Below are 15,447 nucleotides of genomic sequence, written 5' to 3'. Positions count from 1 at the left end.
CCCGCCTCCCCGATTCCCCGCTTCCCCGCTCCCCCGTTCCTCCGCTCCCCGCCTCCCCGTTGATCGCCCTAGGACGACTATGTCTCCACGGACAGGTGCCCGCCGCCGCCGTCTCGGCTCCATACGTCTCTCCCTGATCCTCCTGGCGCTGGTGCCCGGCGTCACCCTCACCGCGATGTGGGGTGTGACGACGATCCAGATGTTCTCGGAGGGGCTGCGGCTGCGCGCGCAGACCGAACTGAGCCGGTCGACCGGTGCCATGGGCACCGAGGCGACGCTCGCGCTCCAGCAGGAGCGCAGCCTGTCGGCCGTGTGGCTGGCCACGCCCGACGGTTCCCGCGCGCCGCTGGAGGCCGCGCGCAGGCGGACGGACGCGGCGGTCGCCACACTCGTCGCGCGGGCGGACGACATCCAGCAGGCGCCCACCCGTGTCCGGGACCGGATGTACTCGGTCGTCGCCTCCGTGGGCAGCCTGGAGTACTACCGGGGACAGGTGGACGACCCCACCGACATCACGGCGGCGCAGGCGCTGGACCAGTACACGTCGATCATCGACGACCAGATCCACGCCTTCCAGGAGCTGTCGCAGGTCGACGACGGCGACCTCACCTCGCAGGCCGGCCCGCTGGTCGCGCTGGAACACGCGGCCGAACTGGTCTCCGAGGAGGATCTGTACCTCACCCTGGCCGGCCCGCAGGGGCGGATGGACGAGAAGGCGTGGGCCGCGTTCGCGCAGACGGTGAACGCGCGCCGCTGGCTGGTGCAGGACCAGATCGTCCCCTCGCTCACCGGCTCGACGAAGACGCAGACCGAAAGGATCCTGCAGAGCGCGCAATGGCGGACGCTGGAGTCCGTCGAGGACCGGGTGCTCGCGGCCCGGGCTGACCAGGGCGCGAACGGTGACATCCCCCTGCCGGACGTCCGGAAGGAGTGGCGGGCGGCGCTCATCGAGGTCTCCGACGAGTACTCGGCGCTCATCCGGCAGCAGACCGGGGCGCTGCTCCAGAGCAGCGCGGACGAAGCGCGCGATCTGCTGATCAAGGCCGCCGCGCTGAGCACCGGCGGCCTCGTGGCGCTGCTGCTGTGCGTCGTGATGTCCTGGCGGATCACCCGTTCGCTGTCCCGACGGCTCCGCGGGCTGCGGATGGCCACGCTGAGCCTGGCGCACGAGCGGCTCCCGGATGTGGTGGCACGGCTCGACCGGGGAGAGACTGTCGACGTGGACTCGGCGACTCCGCCCCTGGACTACGGCGGTGACGAACTCGGCCAGGTGGCGAAGGCGTTCAACACGGCGCAGCGCACCGCCGTGCACACCGCCGTCGAACTCGCGGACACCCGGCGCGGTTTCCAGAAGGTCATCCTGGGCATCGCCCGGCAGAGCCAGAACCTGGTCAACCTCCAGCTCTCCAAGCTCGACGCGCTGGAGCGCCTGCACCAGGACCCCGAAGTGCTCAAGGGGCTGTACGAACTGGACTCCACGGCCAGCCAGTTGCGCCGCTACGAGGAGAACCTCGTCATCATCAGCGGCGGCCGGCCGGGGCGCAGCTGGTCGGAGCCGGTGGCGCTGATCGACATCCTGCGCAGCGCGGTGGGCGAGGTCGCCGAGTACCGGCGGGTGGAGGTGCACACCGAGGAGGAGGTGTCCATCGCTCCGCCCGCCGTCGCCGACGTGATCCATCTGCTGGCCGAACTGATCGACAACGCGACCTCCTACTCACCGGCGCCGAGCCCGGTCGGGGTGCGGGCCGCGCTGGTGGCCAAGGGGCTGGCGATCGAGGTCGAGGACCGCGGTCTCGGTCTGTCCGAGGAGGACTACGCCTCGTTCAACGCCCAGTTGGCGGTGGAGCCGCAGTTCGACGTGGTGGCGCTCGCCGACGACCTGCGGCTGGGCATGTTCGTGATCGCCCGGCTCGCCACCCGGCACGGCATCGCCGTGACCCTGCGCCCCTCGCCGTACGGCGGGACGACCGCGATCGTCCTGGTCCCGCACGAGATCGTGGTACGGGAGGCCCTCGGCGCGGGGTACCCGGCGCCCGGGACCTCCCCCGCGCCGGAGATATCGACCGCGGAGCCGAAGGCATCGAGTGCGGAACCGAAGGCGTCGAGTGCGGTGCCGGAGGAGACCGGTGCGGCGTACGAGTCTTCCGCGCCCGTACTTACACCCACACCCGCCTCCTCACCCACGCCCGCCCCCAAGACCCCCGGCGTCCCCCCGGAGCAGGAGACGTCCGCTCCCGAGCCGTCGCCCGGCAGGCCGGGACCGGACGGTCAGCCGCCCCTACCGATACGGCACCGCTCCGCACCGGCCTCCACCACCTCGACGTCCCCGACCTCGACGTCTCCCACCTCGACGTCCCCCGCCCCACCGGTGCCCGCCGCCGCGCCCCCGGCGGACGGCACCTCGGACGACCGTCCCCGCCCCGAGGGCCTCACCCCGCTCCCCCGGCGGGTCCCGCAGACCAGCCTCGCCGCCGAGTTGCGCGAGGAGGCCGCGCCGTCGCCCGTGCCGGAGGACGGCTTCCTCGACGACTTCACCGCGGAGCGCGCCGCCTCCTCCCTCGCCGGATTCCAGCGCGGCACGCTCCGGGCGCGCGACGCCGACGACGACCCGCCGTCCGGCCCCGAGGAGGCGGACCCGGCGCGGGACCCCGGCCCGGCGGTCTCCGCCGGCGCACCCCAGACCCCGACCCCGCCCGCCGACCGCTCATGAAGGACACCGCGATGACACGCTCCCTCCCCGCCACGAACACCCAGCTCGACCAGCTGCTCACCGGTCTCGTGGACCGGGTCGCCGATGTGAACCAGGCCGTCGTGCTCTCCGAGGACGGGCTGGTGGTGAGCAAGTCCACCGGGTTCCTGCGCGAGGACGCCGAACGGCTGGCCGCGACCGCCTCCGGTCTGATGAGCCTCAGCAAGGGCGTCAGCATGGACTTCCGCGGCGGCCCGGTGCGCCAGGCGCTCATCGAGATGGCCCACAGCTACCTGATCCTCACCTCGGCCGGTCCGGGGGCCCATCTCGTGGTGCTGGCCGGCTCGAACGCGGACGTCGGCGTGGTGGCGTACCAGATGAACATGCTGGTGAAGAAGATCGGCGAGCACCTCAGCGCGGCGCCGCGGACCGGTGTCGGTCCCGCCGTCCGCACCCACGGCGGGTGAGGTGAGCGGAGGCGACGAAGCGGGCCGACTCGTCCGGCCGTTCGCCCTGACCGGTGGGCGGACCCGGCCCAGCCGCGCCGACTTCACGCTCATCACGACGGTCACGGCCGTGGACCCGCCGCCCGAGCGGGCCGTACGGCCGCAGCCGGAACACTCCCGGATCCTGCGGCTGTGCGCCCGGCCGGTGGCGGTGGCGGAACTGGCGGCCCATCTCGACCTGCCGGTGAGCGTGGTCGTCATCATGCTCTGCGATCTGCTGGAGGCGGGCCTGATCACGGCCCGTCCGCCGCGTTCCTTCGCCGGCACTCCGGACCTGGACCTGTTGCAGAAAGTGAGGGACGGCCTTGGCCGGATCTGATCACACCGACGGGGCTGTCGTGGCGCCCGAGGCGGTGAAGATCCTCATCGCCGGCGGCTTCGGCGTCGGCAAGACCACCATGGTCGGGTCGGTCAGCGAGATCACTCCGCTGCGCACGGAGGAGCCGCTGACCGTCGCCGGGCTGGACGTCGACGACCTGAAGGGCATCGAGGAGAAGCGGGCCACCACCGTGGCGCTGGACTTCGGGCGGATCACGATCAGCGACGACCTGGTGCTGTACCTCTTCGGCACCCCGGGGCAGCAGCGGTTCTGGTTCATGTGGAACGACCTGGCCATCGGTGCCCTGGGGGCGGTGGTGCTGGTCGACGTGCGCCGGCCGGAGTCCAGCTTCGCCGCGATCGACTTCTTCGAACGGCGGCGGATCCCGTTCGTCGTCGGGGTCAACGGCTTCCACGGCCGGCACCCCTATCCGGCGGCGGAGATCCGGGAGTCGCTGGCGCTGCCGGCGCACGTTCCGGTGCTGCTGTGCGACGCGCGGGAGCGCCGGTCGTGCCGGGACGTGCTGATCGCTCTGATCGACCGGCTGATCGCGGACGTCGAATTTCAGCCAAGCCCGACACACTGATTGACGCACTTCAGCCCCACCCCTACCTTCTGATCGATCTTCCGAACTGCGTTCGGGATTTCGGACGGCCGTGTGCGCAGTTCCCCCCGCCAAGCCCCTCCCCCAGGGCGCCCGCATCCCCGTTGGAGCACGCATGACTCCCCCGCCCCGCCCGCACCCCTCCCGCCGTCTCGTCCTCGGTATGGCCGCCGCCGCCCCGCTGGCCATGACCGGCGCCCTGACCCTCGGTGCCGGAACCGCCCACGCGGCCGACTCGGCGTACGTGATGTGCTACTTCACCGAGTCGACCAACCTCGGCGACGGCACCGACTACGGCCTCCATCTGGCCGTCAGCACGGACGGGCTGCGCTGGACGCCGCTGAACCAGAACAACCCGGTGGTCACGCCCACCGAGGGCGCGCTGGGGCTGCGCGACCCGTTCATCCTGCGCAAGCAGGACGGCACGTTCGTGGTGCTCGCCACCGACCTCAAGGGCACCGACTGGAGCTACAACAGCCAGTACATCCACGTCTGGAACTCCACCGACCTGCGCACCTTCACCGGCTACCACCGGCTGAAGCTGCACGACATGACGACGCACAGCTGGGCACCGGAGGCCTTCTGGGACGCGGGGCGCGGACAGTACGCGGTCGTGTACTCGTCGGTGAACTCCAGTGGCCACAACGTGCTGATGGTCAACTACACCACCGACTTCGTGACGGCGTCGGCGCCCCAGGTCTTCTTCGACCCCGGCTACGACGTGATCGACGGCGACATGGCCGTGGGCGTCAACGGCGTCAACTACCTCTACTTCAAGAAGAACCAGACGCTCGTGGGCGCGCGGTCCACCTCCCTGGACCCGGGCAGCTTCACGGAGTTCAGCACGGGCGTCGCGCACGGCGGCACCGAGGCCCCGACCCTGGTCAAGTCCCTGACGTCCAACGCCTGGTGGCTCTGGGGTGACACCTACACGCCCAACGGGGTCTTCTACGCCTGGCAGTCCACCGACCTCGCGGCGGGCACCTGGACCGCGCTCGACCAGCGGACCTACACCCAGCCGGTCAACTCCAAGCACTGCGGCATCGCGACGATCACCACGGCCCAGTACGACAACCTCATCGCCCACTGGGGCGCCCCCGTCTGGAACCGGCTCAAGTCGTACAACTACCCCGCCCGTTACGTCCGCCACTCCGGATACGTCGGCCGGATCGACGAGTACCCGGTCGAGCCGTACAAGGACTCGCTGTGGACGCTGGTGCCGGGCCTCGCGGACGGCTCCGGGGTGTCCTTCCGTTCGGTCAACTACCCGACCCGCTACCTGCGGCACTACAACTACCAGCTCCGGCTGGACGTCAACGACGGCACCTCGACCTTCGCGGGCGACGCGACCTTCTACCGTACGGCGGGCCTGGCGGACGCGAGTTGGGCGTCGTTCCGGTCGTACAACAACCCGACCCGGTACATCCGGCACGCCGACCACGTCCTGCGGATCGACCCGATCTCGACGACCACGGAGCGACAGGACGCCACGTTCCAGGTCGGCTACTGACCGCCGTAGGTCTCACAGCCCGGCGACGGTGGGTACGGCGTCACCGTCGGCGAGCGTGATCGGCTCGCCGACGGTGAGGGGGTGCCGTTCAGGACGACGGCCCGGCCGGGGCCGTCCGGTGTCCGTTGCCAGGGTGGGTCAGTGGCCTGGCCGGGATCAGTCCAGGCCCACCGACTTCAGCCAGGCCTGGGCGACGTCCAGCGGGTCCTTGCTCTCCAGCTGCACCTGGAAGTCCAGGTCGAGCAGGGTCTTCGTGTCGAGCTTGGCGGAGACGGCGTTCAGCGCGTCGACACCCTCCTGCGTGAGCCCGCTCTTGTAGACCAGGGGCGTCACGTTCGCGTAGCCGAAGAGGTTCTCCGGGTCCTGGAGGACGACGAACTTCTCCTTGGTGATGGTCGGGTCCGTGGTGAAGATGTCCGCCGCCTGCACGGTGTTCTTCTTCAGCGCGGCCTGGGTCAGCGGGCCGCCCGCGTCGAGCGCCTTGAAGGACTTGAACTTCAGCCCGTACACCGACTCCAGGCCGAGCATGCCCTGCTGCCGGGTCTGGAACTCGGGCGAGCCGCCGAGGACCAGCTCGGGCGCGATGTCCTTGAGGTCGGCGAGCGTCGAGGCGGCGGTGAGGCCGTGCTTCTCCGCGGTCTCCGCGTTGATCGTGACGGAGTCCTTGTTCTCGGCCGGCGACGACTCCAGCAGCGTCAGCTTGGGGTCGAGCTTGGCCTGCGCGGCGGCGTTCACGGTCGCGAGCGACTTCTGCTCGGCCTTGGCGTCGAGGTAGGCCAGCAGCGAGCCGTTGTACTCGGGCAGCACGGTGACGGAGCCGTTCTTGAGCAGGCCGTACGTCGTCTCGCGGCTGCCGATGTTCGGCTTGTAGGAGACCTTGATGCCCTTGGCCTTCAGGGCCTCGCCGTAGATGTCGGCGAGCAGGATGCTCTCGGCGAAGTTGTTGGAGCCGACGACGACGGTCCCGCCGGACGCCTTGTCCCCGTCGAGAGGGTTGTCGGAGGAGTCGTCGGACGAGGAGGAACATCCCGTCAGCAGGGCCGCGATCGCGGCGAGCGCGACGGCCGCCGCGCCGGGGTGGTTCCTGAAGGACCTGGACCTGCTGCTGTGGGCGTTGGAAGTCACGGTTCCGTTCCGAGCTCTGGGGGGCGATGAGGTGTCGCGGTGGAACTGTCGAGGCGGGCCGTCGGCATGACGGAGCCGACGGACGCGGAAACACTCTGGCCTGATCCAATCCACCCCGTTCTTGGTCAGTCAAGTGCGTACCGGTTACCGATTGGGTTCGATTCGTGGTCACTTGTGTGTTGTTCAGTGGCCATTTCCGGGGAACGTGAGGGCGCTTCGTAATGGATTCTTGACGTAGTGCAACACGCAGGGCCGCACAAAGAAGCGATAGTGTCCCCTGAGTTGGCGTCAACCACAGCGGTGTGCGGGGGCCGCTCGGTGTCGTTTCGTTCGCATTCGGCCATACGCGTACCACGGCCACGCTCGCAAGACCCCCTTGAAGGAGGCCCGGTGTCCACGAAAGAGGTGGACGCGCCCGCCCGGTCGGCATCCTCGGCCCCGTCGTCCGCGCGACGTGGCCTGCGGGGCTTCGCGGACCGGTGGCCCTTCCAGCGCAAGCTGAACGTGCTCGTCGGCATCCCGCTGACGGTGATCGCCCTGCTGCTGACGTACCTCATCGCCGATCTGGTGCAGGAGTCCAACCGCGCCGAGTCCGCGGCCCAGCTGGTGCGCGACAGCTCCCAGGTGGCACGGCTCGTCGCCGAACTCCAGGACGAGCACCAGCAGGCGATCCTGCTCTCCGTGCGCTACCAGGCGTCCTTCGACGGCGGCACGCCCTCCACCGACGCCTACCGGCAGGCGCAGCTCGCCGTGGACGACCAGGTCAGGAAGGTGATCGACACCTTCGGCGACCGGCTGCCGGGCACCGAGGCGCAGGCGCTGCGGGAGATCCAGGGCCTGGCCGGCCTGCGGAGCACCATCGAGCAGGGCTATCTGCCCGCCGACAACATCGACCCGGCGTACTCGGGCGCGGCCAAGGCCCTCATCGACGGCCTCGGTCTGGACCGCAACTCGGGCCTGGCGACCACCTTCACCGGCAACCTGCTCGACTCGCTGCTGCGCGCCGACGCCGCGCACGGCGCCTACGAGACCGGCGTGTTCTCCGCGCGCACCGGTGACAGCAACGCGCTCATCGAGTTCACCGGCGCGGTCGGCTCGTACAAGGTGTACCAGTACCAGGCCGAGCGGTTCGCCCGGTTCGCCACCGAGGCGCAGACCGACCGGCTCGGCGGCATCGAGCACAACTCCTCGCAGGCGGCGATCGGCCAGCACTTCGCCGAGCTCTCCGTCGACCCCAGCGCGTTGCAGGCGGAGTCGCAGGCCGGGATCCGTACGGCGTTCCGGGCGGCCATCGCCTCCTACCCCGAGTACAGCGCGCAGGCCGAGGCCCGGCTGAAGATCACCACCTCGCTGATCGACGAGATCGCCGACCGCGCCGACGATGCCGCGACCAGCGCCGAGTGGCGCGCGGGCCTGCTGCTGAACCTGGCGCTGCTCTGCTTCGCCCTGTGGATCACCTTCGCCGTCATGGTCCGCCGTTCCGTGGTGCGGCCGGTGCTGGCGCTGACCGGTGCCGCGCAGGAGGTCGCCGACATCGCCGGGCGCGAGCTGGCCCGGGTGGCCGACGACGACGCCGAGGAGTCCGGGTCGCCGCAGCTGCGCGAGCTGCCGGTCACCGCGGACGACGAGATCGGTGAACTCGCCGAGGCGTTCAACAACGTGCAGACCACCGCGGCGGCACTGCTGGAGCGCCAGGTGCTCAGCCGGCGCAACGTCGCCGAGATGTTCGGCAACGTCGGCCGTCGCGTCAGCAACCTGACCACCCGCCAGCTCGCCCTGATCGACGCGGTGGAGCGCGGTGAGACCGACCCGGCGCTGCTCGAACGCCTCTACTCCATCGACCACATCGCGGTCCGGCTGCGCCGCAACGCCGACAGTCTGATGCTGCTGGCCGGCATCCGCGAGACCGTCCTTGACTCCGGCCCGACCGCGCTCACCAACGTGGTGCGCGCCGCGCTCGGCCAGATCGAGGGCTTCCAGCGGGTGCGGCTGTACGCCGGCTCCGAGACGATGGTGGAGCCCGACATCATCGGCGACCTGACGCTGATGATCGCCGAACTCCTGGAGAACGCCGTGTCGTTCTCGCCCGAGGGCAGCGCCGTCGAGGTGGCGGTGGACTCCGGGGACGCGGGCGCGACGATCACCGTCGCCGACCACGGCCTGGGCATGAGCGCCGAGCGGCTGGCCGAGGAGAACGCCCGTCTGGTGCGCCGTGAGCGCCTCGACCTGGTGCCGACGAAGGTGCTCGGCCTGTTCGTGGTCGGCGCCCTGGCCCGCCGCTGGGACATCGACGTCACCCTCTCCCGCACCCCGGGCGGCGGTGTGACGGCCGAGGTGAGCCTCCCGTCGTCCCTGCTGCTGACGCTGAGCGGGGTGGACGTCCCGGCGGACGCCTCGGCCCCGGCCGCGCTGCCCGCGCCCTCGGCCCCGTCGGCCGGCCCGTCCCCCGCGTCCTCCGTGTCGCCCGAGGCCGGTGCGTCCGCCGTCGAGGAGGCGGTCCCGCTGCCGCGCCGGGTGCCGCGCCGCGATCAGCCCGCCGGCCCGCAGGACGAGCCCGAGAACGAGCACGAGGCCGCCGGGAACGAGGCCACCGAGCACGAGCCCGCCGACGGGACGGACACCGCCACCGGTGGGTCGCCCGCCGAGGGGACGGCGCCGGACGCCGTCCCGGCCGAGCGCGCGGGTACGACCGGCATCGCGCCCGACACGAACACCTCGCGCCGTACGACGGAGCCCGTACGCTCCGGCGCCCCGGCCGTGCCGACACCGCGCACCAGCGCCGAGGGCTCCTCGGCCCGCGCCGGTGTCGAGGGTGTGCGGGCCGACGCCGGCACCACGACCAGCGGCGGCGCCACCCCCGTCCCTCACACCCGTACGCCCGAACCCGCCCGCGACGGCGGTCCGGTCAGGCGCACGCCCCGCGCCGCCGAGCCCACGCCGACGAACGGCCGCGCCCCGCGCAACGGTGCCGTACCCGCCGAAGACGGTGCCGTGGCCGCGGGGGACGACGGCCCCCGCCCCCTCCGTCGCCGCGTCCGCGGCGCCACCCTGCGGACCACCGTCGACGCCGCGCAGCAGACGGCGCGAGGGGCCTCCCGCCCTGCCGACGCGGACGCCGTGCGCAGCGCGCTGGAGGAGTTCGAGGCGGCCGTGGAGCGCGCCCACCGCGACACGGTCGGCGACACGGGCGAACACCCGCAGCCCACCGAGCAGCACCACCCGAACCGCCCGCACCACCCGGATCATCCGGACCATCCGCACGGCCGCAACGGCCGCGGCGACCAGAACGGCGAGAGCGGCGAGAACGGCCGCGACGCCCAGCAGGACCAGCACAACCGGCATGACCAGCACGACCAGCAGGACCAGCAGGACCAGCAGGACCAGAGGGTCCCGAACGACCACCGGAACCCCGCGCACCACCAGAACCACCTTCCGGAAGGAGCCGAGCAGTGAGCACGTCGACAGGTGAGACTCCCGCGGGAGACGCCACGCCGACCGACCTGCGGGCGGCCGCAGCCGACTTCACCTGGCTGCTCAATCGTTTCGCCACCGAGACGGCGGGCGTCGTGGACGCGATCGCGGTGTCCTCCGACGGTCTGCTGATCGCCGTGTCGGAGCTGCGCGAGCACGCCGACTCCGAGCGGCTGGCCGCGATCGTCTCCGGCATGACCAGCCTCGCCGCGGGCGCCTCCGGCAACTACGGCCTGGGCGCTCTGAACAAGGTCATCATCGACCTGGAGGGCGGTCACGTCCTGGTCTCCGCCATCGGCAGCGGCGCCGTGCTCGGCGTGGTCACCGACAAGGAGGCCAAGCTGGGCAACATCGCCTACGAGATGACGGTGTTCGCCAACCGGGCCGGTGCCGCGCTCAGCCCGCAGCTGGTGCTGGAGCTGAAGAACAGCGTCGGCGCCACCAGGTCGCGCTGAGCGGCCGGCACCGTAGGAAGCGCAGAGGAAGCGAACGACACCGATGGCGGACGGCCGGACTCCGCGCGGCGCGGGCGACGACGGTTTCCCACCGGTCGGCCCCGCGCCCGCCGTACGGCCCTTCCTGGTCACCGCGGGCCGGGTGGCGGGCGCGGGCGAGGCGTCGTCCGGCCGGACGATGCCCGTCGAGACCCAGCTGGTGGCCACCGCCGACGGGCTCGACGCGCTCGACACGCTCTCGTTCGAACAGCACGACATCGTTGCCGCATGCAGGCAACCGCAGTCGATCGCGGAGATAGCCGCCCGGCTGAAGCTGCACCTGAACGTGGTGCGGGTGCTCGCCGAGGACCTGCGGGCGGCGGGGCAGCTGTCCGTGCACGTGCCCGACTCCGGCGTCACCCACGACGCGTCCGTACTGCGCAGGGTTATCGATGGCCTGCGGGCCATCCCCGACTCCCGGGGGGTACTCCGTGACTCCGACTGAACCGCTGGTCCGATCCGGGACCGGCCAGGCCGTCGTACGGCCGCCGCTGCCGGTGAAACTGGTCATCGCGGGCGGCTTCGGCGTGGGCAAGACCACCGCCGTCGGCTCGATCTCCGAGATCGAGCCGCTCACCACCGAGGCCGCCATCACCGAGGTCGCCGCGGGTGTGGACGACCTCAGCCACACACCGCGCAAGACCACGACGACGGTGGCGATGGACTTCGGCTGCATCACCATCGACCCGACCCTGAAGCTGTACCTGTTCGGCACGCCCGGGCAGGAACGGTTCGGCTTCATGTGGGACGACCTCGTGGAGGGCGCGGTCGGTGGGCTCGTCATCGTCGACACCCGCCGGCTCGACGACTGCTACGCGGCCGTGGACTACTTCGAGCACAAGCAGATCCCGTTCGCCGTCGCCGTCAACGCCTTCGACGGCCAGGTCGCGCACACGCTGGAGGAGGTCCGCTGGGCCCTCGACGTGTCCGACGGCGTCCCGGTCCTCGTCTTCGACGCCCGCGAACGCGGCTCGGTCCGGGACGCGCTGCTGGTCGTCCTGGAACAGGCACTGGCCCGTACCCAGGGATGACAGGAGGCCTGAGGGGGCGTGACTCCCCCCTCGGGCTCAGGGTCGATACGGCTCCGGGTCGATACGGCTCCGGGTCGATACGGCTCGGGGCCGATACGGCTAGGCGCTCCGCCGTACCCCCGCCGACACCGCCACCCGGCTCACCGCCCAGAACAGCGCGAGGGTCACCAGGGCGAGGGCGGCGACCAGGGTGGCGCCGCCGACGACCTTCTCGTAATCGCGCTGGTAGAGGCCGTCGACGATGTACCGGCCGAGGCCGCCGAGGCTGACGTACGCGGCGATGGTGGCCGTGGAGACGATCTGGATGGCCGCCGAGCGCAGGCCGCCGAGGATCAGCGGGAGCGCGACCGGGAGTTCGACCCGCAGCAGGATCCCGGCCTCGTTCATGCCCATGCCGCGCGCGGCGTCCACCGGGGACGGGTCGACGGAGCGCACGGCCTCGTACGTGGTGACCAGGATCGGCGGGACGGCGAGCACGACCAGCGGGATCATCACCGGCAGCATGCCGAAGCCGATCAGCATGGTCATCAGCACCAGCAGACCGAAGGTCGGCAGCGCCCGCGCGGCGGTGGCGATCAGGGAGAGCGTGTTTCCGCCGCGCCCGTAGTGCCCGGTGACCAGGCCGACCGGCAGCCCGATCAGGGCGGCCAGGGCGAGCGCCTGAAGGGTGTACCCGATGTGCTCGCCCACGCGGGTGGGGATGCCGTCGTAGCCGTGCCAGTACGCGTTCTCGCTGAAGAACGCGATGACGAAGTGCAGTACGTTCACCGGGCCGCAGCCTCCTTACGGGCCCGGCCGTCGGCGCGGGCGTTGCCGCGGCCGGCCGTGCCGCTCGGCATCCAGGGCGTCAGCAGGACACGGACGCCCACCAGCAGGGCGTCGGCGAGGATCGCCAGGCCGGCCATGGTGAGCACGGCGTTCCAGGCGAGTTCGGGCCGGTTGTAGATGGTCGCGTCGTGCAGCAGGTTGCCGAGGGCGCCCTGGTTGCCGATGAGGGTGCCGACGCTGACGAGACTGATGCTGGACACGGTCGCCACCCGCAGGCCCGCGATGATGGCCGGCACGGCGATCGGCAACTGGACTTGGACGTAACGGCGTACGGGGCCCAGGCCCATGGCGGTCGCGGCGGCCAGGGTCTCCTGCGGGACCGAACGGACACCGTCGACGATCGCCGGGACGAGCACGACGAGGGTGTACACGGTGAGCGGGATCATCACCGTGACCTCGGTCTGGCCGGTGTAGTCGATGAGGACGACGAAGAAGGCCAGCGAGGGGATGGCGTAGAGCACGGTCGTCACCCACAGCACGGGCGGGTACAGCCAGCGCAGCCGGACGCACAGCTGGGCGAGCGGGAGCGCGAGCAGCAGTCCGCCCAGGACGGGCAGCAGGGCCTCGCGCAGATGCAGCCCGATCAGACCGGCCCAGCTGTGCTGGAGGTCGCTGGGAATGTCGAAGAAACCGTTCACCGGACGGCCTTCTGCACGGCTGCGGCACCCGTGTCAGCCGCGTCGGCCGCGTCGCCGACGCCAGTCGGGCCAGTCGGGCCGGTGGCGCCGGTGGGGCCGGTGGTGTCCGTGGCGTGGGCGCCGCGGATCGCCTCGCCGATGGCCGTCTGGGAGACGACACCGGCGGCCCGGCCCTCGCCGTCGACGGCGACCGCCCAGCCGGTGGGCGAGAGCACCGCGCAGTCGAGCGCGGACCGCAGCGAGTCCCGTCCGGCCACGAACGGCCGTCCGTACGGCAGCAGTCGGCCGGTGTCGACCTGCCCGGCGGTCAGCGCGTCCGGCTCGCTCCAGCCGAGCGGCCTGCCGTCCAGGCCGGTGACGAGGAGGTAGGGGACGTCGGCGGTGGTGCGGTCGGCGATCTGCTCGGCGCTCGCGTCGACCGCGACGATCGGGGCGGTGAGCAGGTCCAGCCCCGCGGAGGAGAAGAACGACAGCCGCCGGATGCCGCGGTCGGCGCCGAGGAAGTCCTCGACGAACGCGTCGGCGGGCCGGGAGAGCAGCTCGGCGGGCGGCGCGAACTGGGCGAGCCGGCCGCCGGTGCGCAGCACGGCGACCATGGTGCCGAGTTTGACGGCCTCGTCGATGTCGTGCGTGACGAAGACGATCGTCTCGCCCAACTCCTCCTGGATGCGCAGGAGTTCGTCCTGGAGTCCCTTGCGGACGATGGGGTCGACGGCGGAGAACGGCTCGTCCATCAGCAGCACCGGCGGATCGGAGGCGAGCGCCCGTGCCACGCCGACGCGCTGCTGCTGGCCGCCGGAGAGCTGGTAGGGGTAGCGCTTGGCGAGCGAGGCGTCGAGGCCGACGCGCTCCATCAGTTCCCGGGCCCGGGTCCGCGCCCTGTCCTTGCTCCAGCCGAGCAGCCGGGGCACGGTGGCGATGTTGTCGATGATCGTGCGGTGCTGGAAGAGCCCGGCGTTCTGGATGACGTAACCCATGGACCGGCGCAGGGTGTTGACGGGCTGCTGCCGGGTGTCCTTGCCGTCGATGGAGATGGTGCCCTCGCTGGGCTCCACCATCCGGTTGATCATCCGCAGGGTGGTCGTCTTGCCGCATCCCGAGGGGCCGACGAGGACGGTGATCGCGCGGTCCGGTATCTCGAGGGAGAGCCGGTCCACCGCCACCGTGCCGTCCGGGTACCGCTTGGTGACTGAATCTATCCGTATCAAAACGCCGAACGCCCTTCGGGTCTGGCACTCTCCGCCCGTTCTCGACCATCTGAGTCCGAGCCGTTGCGGACAGAGTCTAGACCGCTTGTGTTGCGGGGGTTTTGACGGGAGACGCGGGTTCCGTGCACCGCGCCGACTGTGCGCGGCCTGTGAATCCGCTGATTCTCACTCTCCCCTCAGGAGCGGCTCAGGGATCCCCCAGAGACGCCCCCGATCGTCACCGACATGAACGAAACGAAGGCCGTGGCGCCGGACCTGACCCTGCGGCTGCCGCTGGTCCACGCCCGGCGGCCGGCGGAGACGGGCGGCCGCCTGATGCTGCTCGGCGCGGCGGCCCTGCTGAAGGCCGTCCGTACCGGCCGGGCCATGCCGCTGGTGTGGTCGGGCGTCGCCATCGGGTTCGCGTTCAACACCAAGATGATGCAGGCGTACGTCGTCCTGCCCGCGTTCTTCGCTGATGTGCCTCGCGGCGGTCGCCGCGGTCGTCGCCCTGCTGGCCGGCCCGGCCGCGTACTCCGCCTCGGCGGCGGCCTCCGCCACGAACGGCACCAACCCGACGGCCGGTCCGAGCACCGGCGGTACGAGGGGCATGGGCGGGGGCGGCGGTCAGCGGCCGAGCGGCAGCGGCGGCCCGGGCACCGACTCCGGTCAGGCCCAGAGCGGTTCGGACGACGGCGGACAGCTGGGGTAGCCCCCGACGGGCAGCAACTCCACGGAGTCGGGCACGACGGAGTCGGGATCCGGCACGACGGAGTCGGATCCGGCACGACGGAGTCGGGATCCGGCACGGCAGGGGCGGCCGGCTCGGGCGGCGGTGGCGGCATGGGCGGCGGCACCCAGGTGTCGTCCGAGATGATCACGTACGTCAACGACCCGGGACTAGAGTCCCGGGCTTGCACAGCGGGCGCCACTGGCTGTGGTGCTGCGCTTGCGTCCGGTCCCACCCTCGGGTTCGGGGGGTGGGTCTGGGGCGGTTGACTGCGCCCCGCGTCGCCACAACTCTTCCGCGCGAGCACGGATGTTG

The 15,447-nt window shown here is 71.4% G+C and carries 15 protein-coding genes; 10 read left to right on the top strand and 5 right to left on the bottom strand.

The window, feature by feature from the left end; translation table 11 throughout:
• The first annotated feature begins 79 nt into the window (after positions 1–79).
• From ACZ6D7_RS39275 to ACZ6D7_RS39255, 5 genes are all read left to right on the top strand, one after another.
• Complete coding sequence (locus tag ACZ6D7_RS39275) at positions 80–2,710, top strand: sensor histidine kinase (RefSeq protein WP_469501404.1); 2,631 nt, start codon at positions 80–82, stop codon at positions 2,708–2,710.
• Between the two features lie 11 nt (positions 2,711–2,721).
• Complete coding sequence (locus ACZ6D7_RS39270; RefSeq protein ID WP_469501401.1) at positions 2,722–3,156, top strand: roadblock/LC7 domain-containing protein; 435 nt, start codon at positions 2,722–2,724, stop codon at positions 3,154–3,156.
• 1 nt (position 3,157) lies between these two features.
• A complete protein-coding gene (locus tag ACZ6D7_RS39265; RefSeq protein WP_469501398.1) occupies positions 3,158–3,514 on the top strand; it encodes a DUF742 domain-containing protein in 357 nt (118 codons plus the stop codon).
• Complete coding sequence (locus ACZ6D7_RS39260; protein WP_469501395.1) at positions 3,501–4,100, top strand: GTP-binding protein; 600 nt, start codon at positions 3,501–3,503, stop codon at positions 4,098–4,100. Before ACZ6D7_RS39265 ends, ACZ6D7_RS39260 begins: the two co-directional genes overlap by 14 nt.
• A gap of 133 nt (positions 4,101–4,233) precedes the next feature.
• Positions 4,234–5,628 (top strand): glycoside hydrolase family 43 protein, encoded by a 1,395-nt coding sequence (locus tag ACZ6D7_RS39255; RefSeq protein ID WP_469501393.1) that lies wholly within the window; start codon positions 4,234–4,236, stop codon positions 5,626–5,628.
• A 156-nt stretch (positions 5,629–5,784) separates the two neighbouring features.
• Here ACZ6D7_RS39255 and ACZ6D7_RS39250 read toward each other — a convergent pair whose 3' ends face one another.
• The gene (locus tag ACZ6D7_RS39250; protein ID WP_469501390.1) at positions 5,785–6,753 is read right to left on the bottom strand and encodes an ABC transporter substrate-binding protein; all 969 of its coding nucleotides are present in this window, start codon (positions 6,751–6,753) and stop codon (positions 5,785–5,787) included.
• Positions 6,754–7,143: 390 nt separating this feature from the next.
• On the opposite strand from ACZ6D7_RS39250, the gene ACZ6D7_RS39245 reads away from it, so the two are divergent.
• The 4 genes from ACZ6D7_RS39245 to ACZ6D7_RS39230 are packed head-to-tail and all read left to right on the top strand — an operon-like array spanning position 7,144 to position 11,749.
• Positions 7,144–10,206 carry a sensor histidine kinase gene (locus ACZ6D7_RS39245; protein WP_469501388.1) on the top strand — a complete coding sequence of 1,021 codons (3,063 nt, stop codon included), beginning with the start codon at positions 7,144–7,146 and terminating at the stop codon, positions 10,204–10,206.
• Positions 10,203–10,679 (top strand): roadblock/LC7 domain-containing protein, encoded by a 477-nt coding sequence (locus ACZ6D7_RS39240; RefSeq protein WP_469501386.1) that lies wholly within the window; start codon positions 10,203–10,205, stop codon positions 10,677–10,679. The genes ACZ6D7_RS39245 and ACZ6D7_RS39240 overlap by 4 nt, the downstream gene beginning before the upstream one ends.
• A gap of 43 nt (positions 10,680–10,722) precedes the next feature.
• Entirely contained in the window at positions 10,723–11,163 is a 441-nt protein-coding gene (locus ACZ6D7_RS39235) for a DUF742 domain-containing protein (RefSeq protein WP_469501383.1), read from the top strand.
• Entirely contained in the window at positions 11,150–11,749 is a 600-nt protein-coding gene (locus ACZ6D7_RS39230; protein WP_469501381.1) for a GTP-binding protein, read from the top strand. The genes ACZ6D7_RS39235 and ACZ6D7_RS39230 overlap by 14 nt, the downstream gene beginning before the upstream one ends.
• Positions 11,750–11,848: 99 nt before the next feature.
• Here the strand turns inward: ACZ6D7_RS39230 and ACZ6D7_RS39225 are convergent, their stop codons facing one another.
• The 4 genes from ACZ6D7_RS39225 to ACZ6D7_RS39210 all read right to left on the bottom strand — a co-directional run bounded on the left by ACZ6D7_RS39225 (position 11,849) and on the right by ACZ6D7_RS39210 (position 14,833).
• Complete coding sequence (locus tag ACZ6D7_RS39225; protein WP_469501379.1) at positions 11,849–12,517, bottom strand: ABC transporter permease; 669 nt, start codon at positions 12,515–12,517, stop codon at positions 11,849–11,851.
• Entirely contained in the window at positions 12,514–13,215 is a 702-nt protein-coding gene (locus ACZ6D7_RS39220) for an ABC transporter permease (RefSeq protein ID WP_469501376.1), read from the bottom strand. The genes ACZ6D7_RS39225 and ACZ6D7_RS39220 overlap by 4 nt, the downstream gene beginning before the upstream one ends.
• The gene (locus tag ACZ6D7_RS39215; protein WP_469501373.1) at positions 13,212–14,423 is read right to left on the bottom strand and encodes an ABC transporter ATP-binding protein; all 1,212 of its coding nucleotides are present in this window, start codon (positions 14,421–14,423) and stop codon (positions 13,212–13,214) included. Before ACZ6D7_RS39215 ends, ACZ6D7_RS39220 begins: the two co-directional genes overlap by 4 nt.
• Positions 14,424–14,599: 176 nt before the next feature.
• Positions 14,600–14,833: a hypothetical protein gene (locus ACZ6D7_RS39210; protein WP_469501370.1), complete on the bottom strand. Its 234-nt coding sequence runs from the start codon at positions 14,831–14,833 to the stop codon at positions 14,600–14,602.
• Between the two features lie 47 nt (positions 14,834–14,880).
• Between ACZ6D7_RS39210 and ACZ6D7_RS39205 the strand changes: the two genes are divergently transcribed.
• Positions 14,881–15,114: a hypothetical protein gene (locus ACZ6D7_RS39205; RefSeq protein ID WP_469501369.1), complete on the top strand. Its 234-nt coding sequence runs from the start codon at positions 14,881–14,883 to the stop codon at positions 15,112–15,114.
• The last annotated feature ends 333 nt before the right edge of the window (positions 15,115–15,447 follow it).

Source organism: Streptomyces sp. NPDC041784 (genome assembly GCF_055591025.1).
The sequence above is the reverse complement of the archived record's forward strand: the minus strand, read 5'-3'. Positions and strand labels throughout refer to the sequence as shown.

What these genes read in the sequence shown, in the direction of transcription:
- ACZ6D7_RS39275 (WP_469501404.1), top strand. Translation starts at nt 80, where the DNA reads ATGTCTCCACGGACAGGTGCCCGCCGCCGCCGTCTCGGCTCCATACGT.
- ACZ6D7_RS39270 (WP_469501401.1), top strand. Translation starts at nt 2,722, where the DNA reads ATGACACGCTCCCTCCCCGCCACGAACACCCAGCTCGACCAGCTGCTC.
- ACZ6D7_RS39255 (WP_469501393.1), top strand. Translation starts at nt 4,234, where the DNA reads ATGACTCCCCCGCCCCGCCCGCACCCCTCCCGCCGTCTCGTCCTCGGT.
- ACZ6D7_RS39235 (WP_469501383.1), top strand. Translation starts at nt 10,723, where the DNA reads ATGGCGGACGGCCGGACTCCGCGCGGCGCGGGCGACGACGGTTTCCCA.
- ACZ6D7_RS39205 (WP_469501369.1), top strand. Translation starts at nt 14,881, where the DNA reads ATGTGCCTCGCGGCGGTCGCCGCGGTCGTCGCCCTGCTGGCCGGCCCG.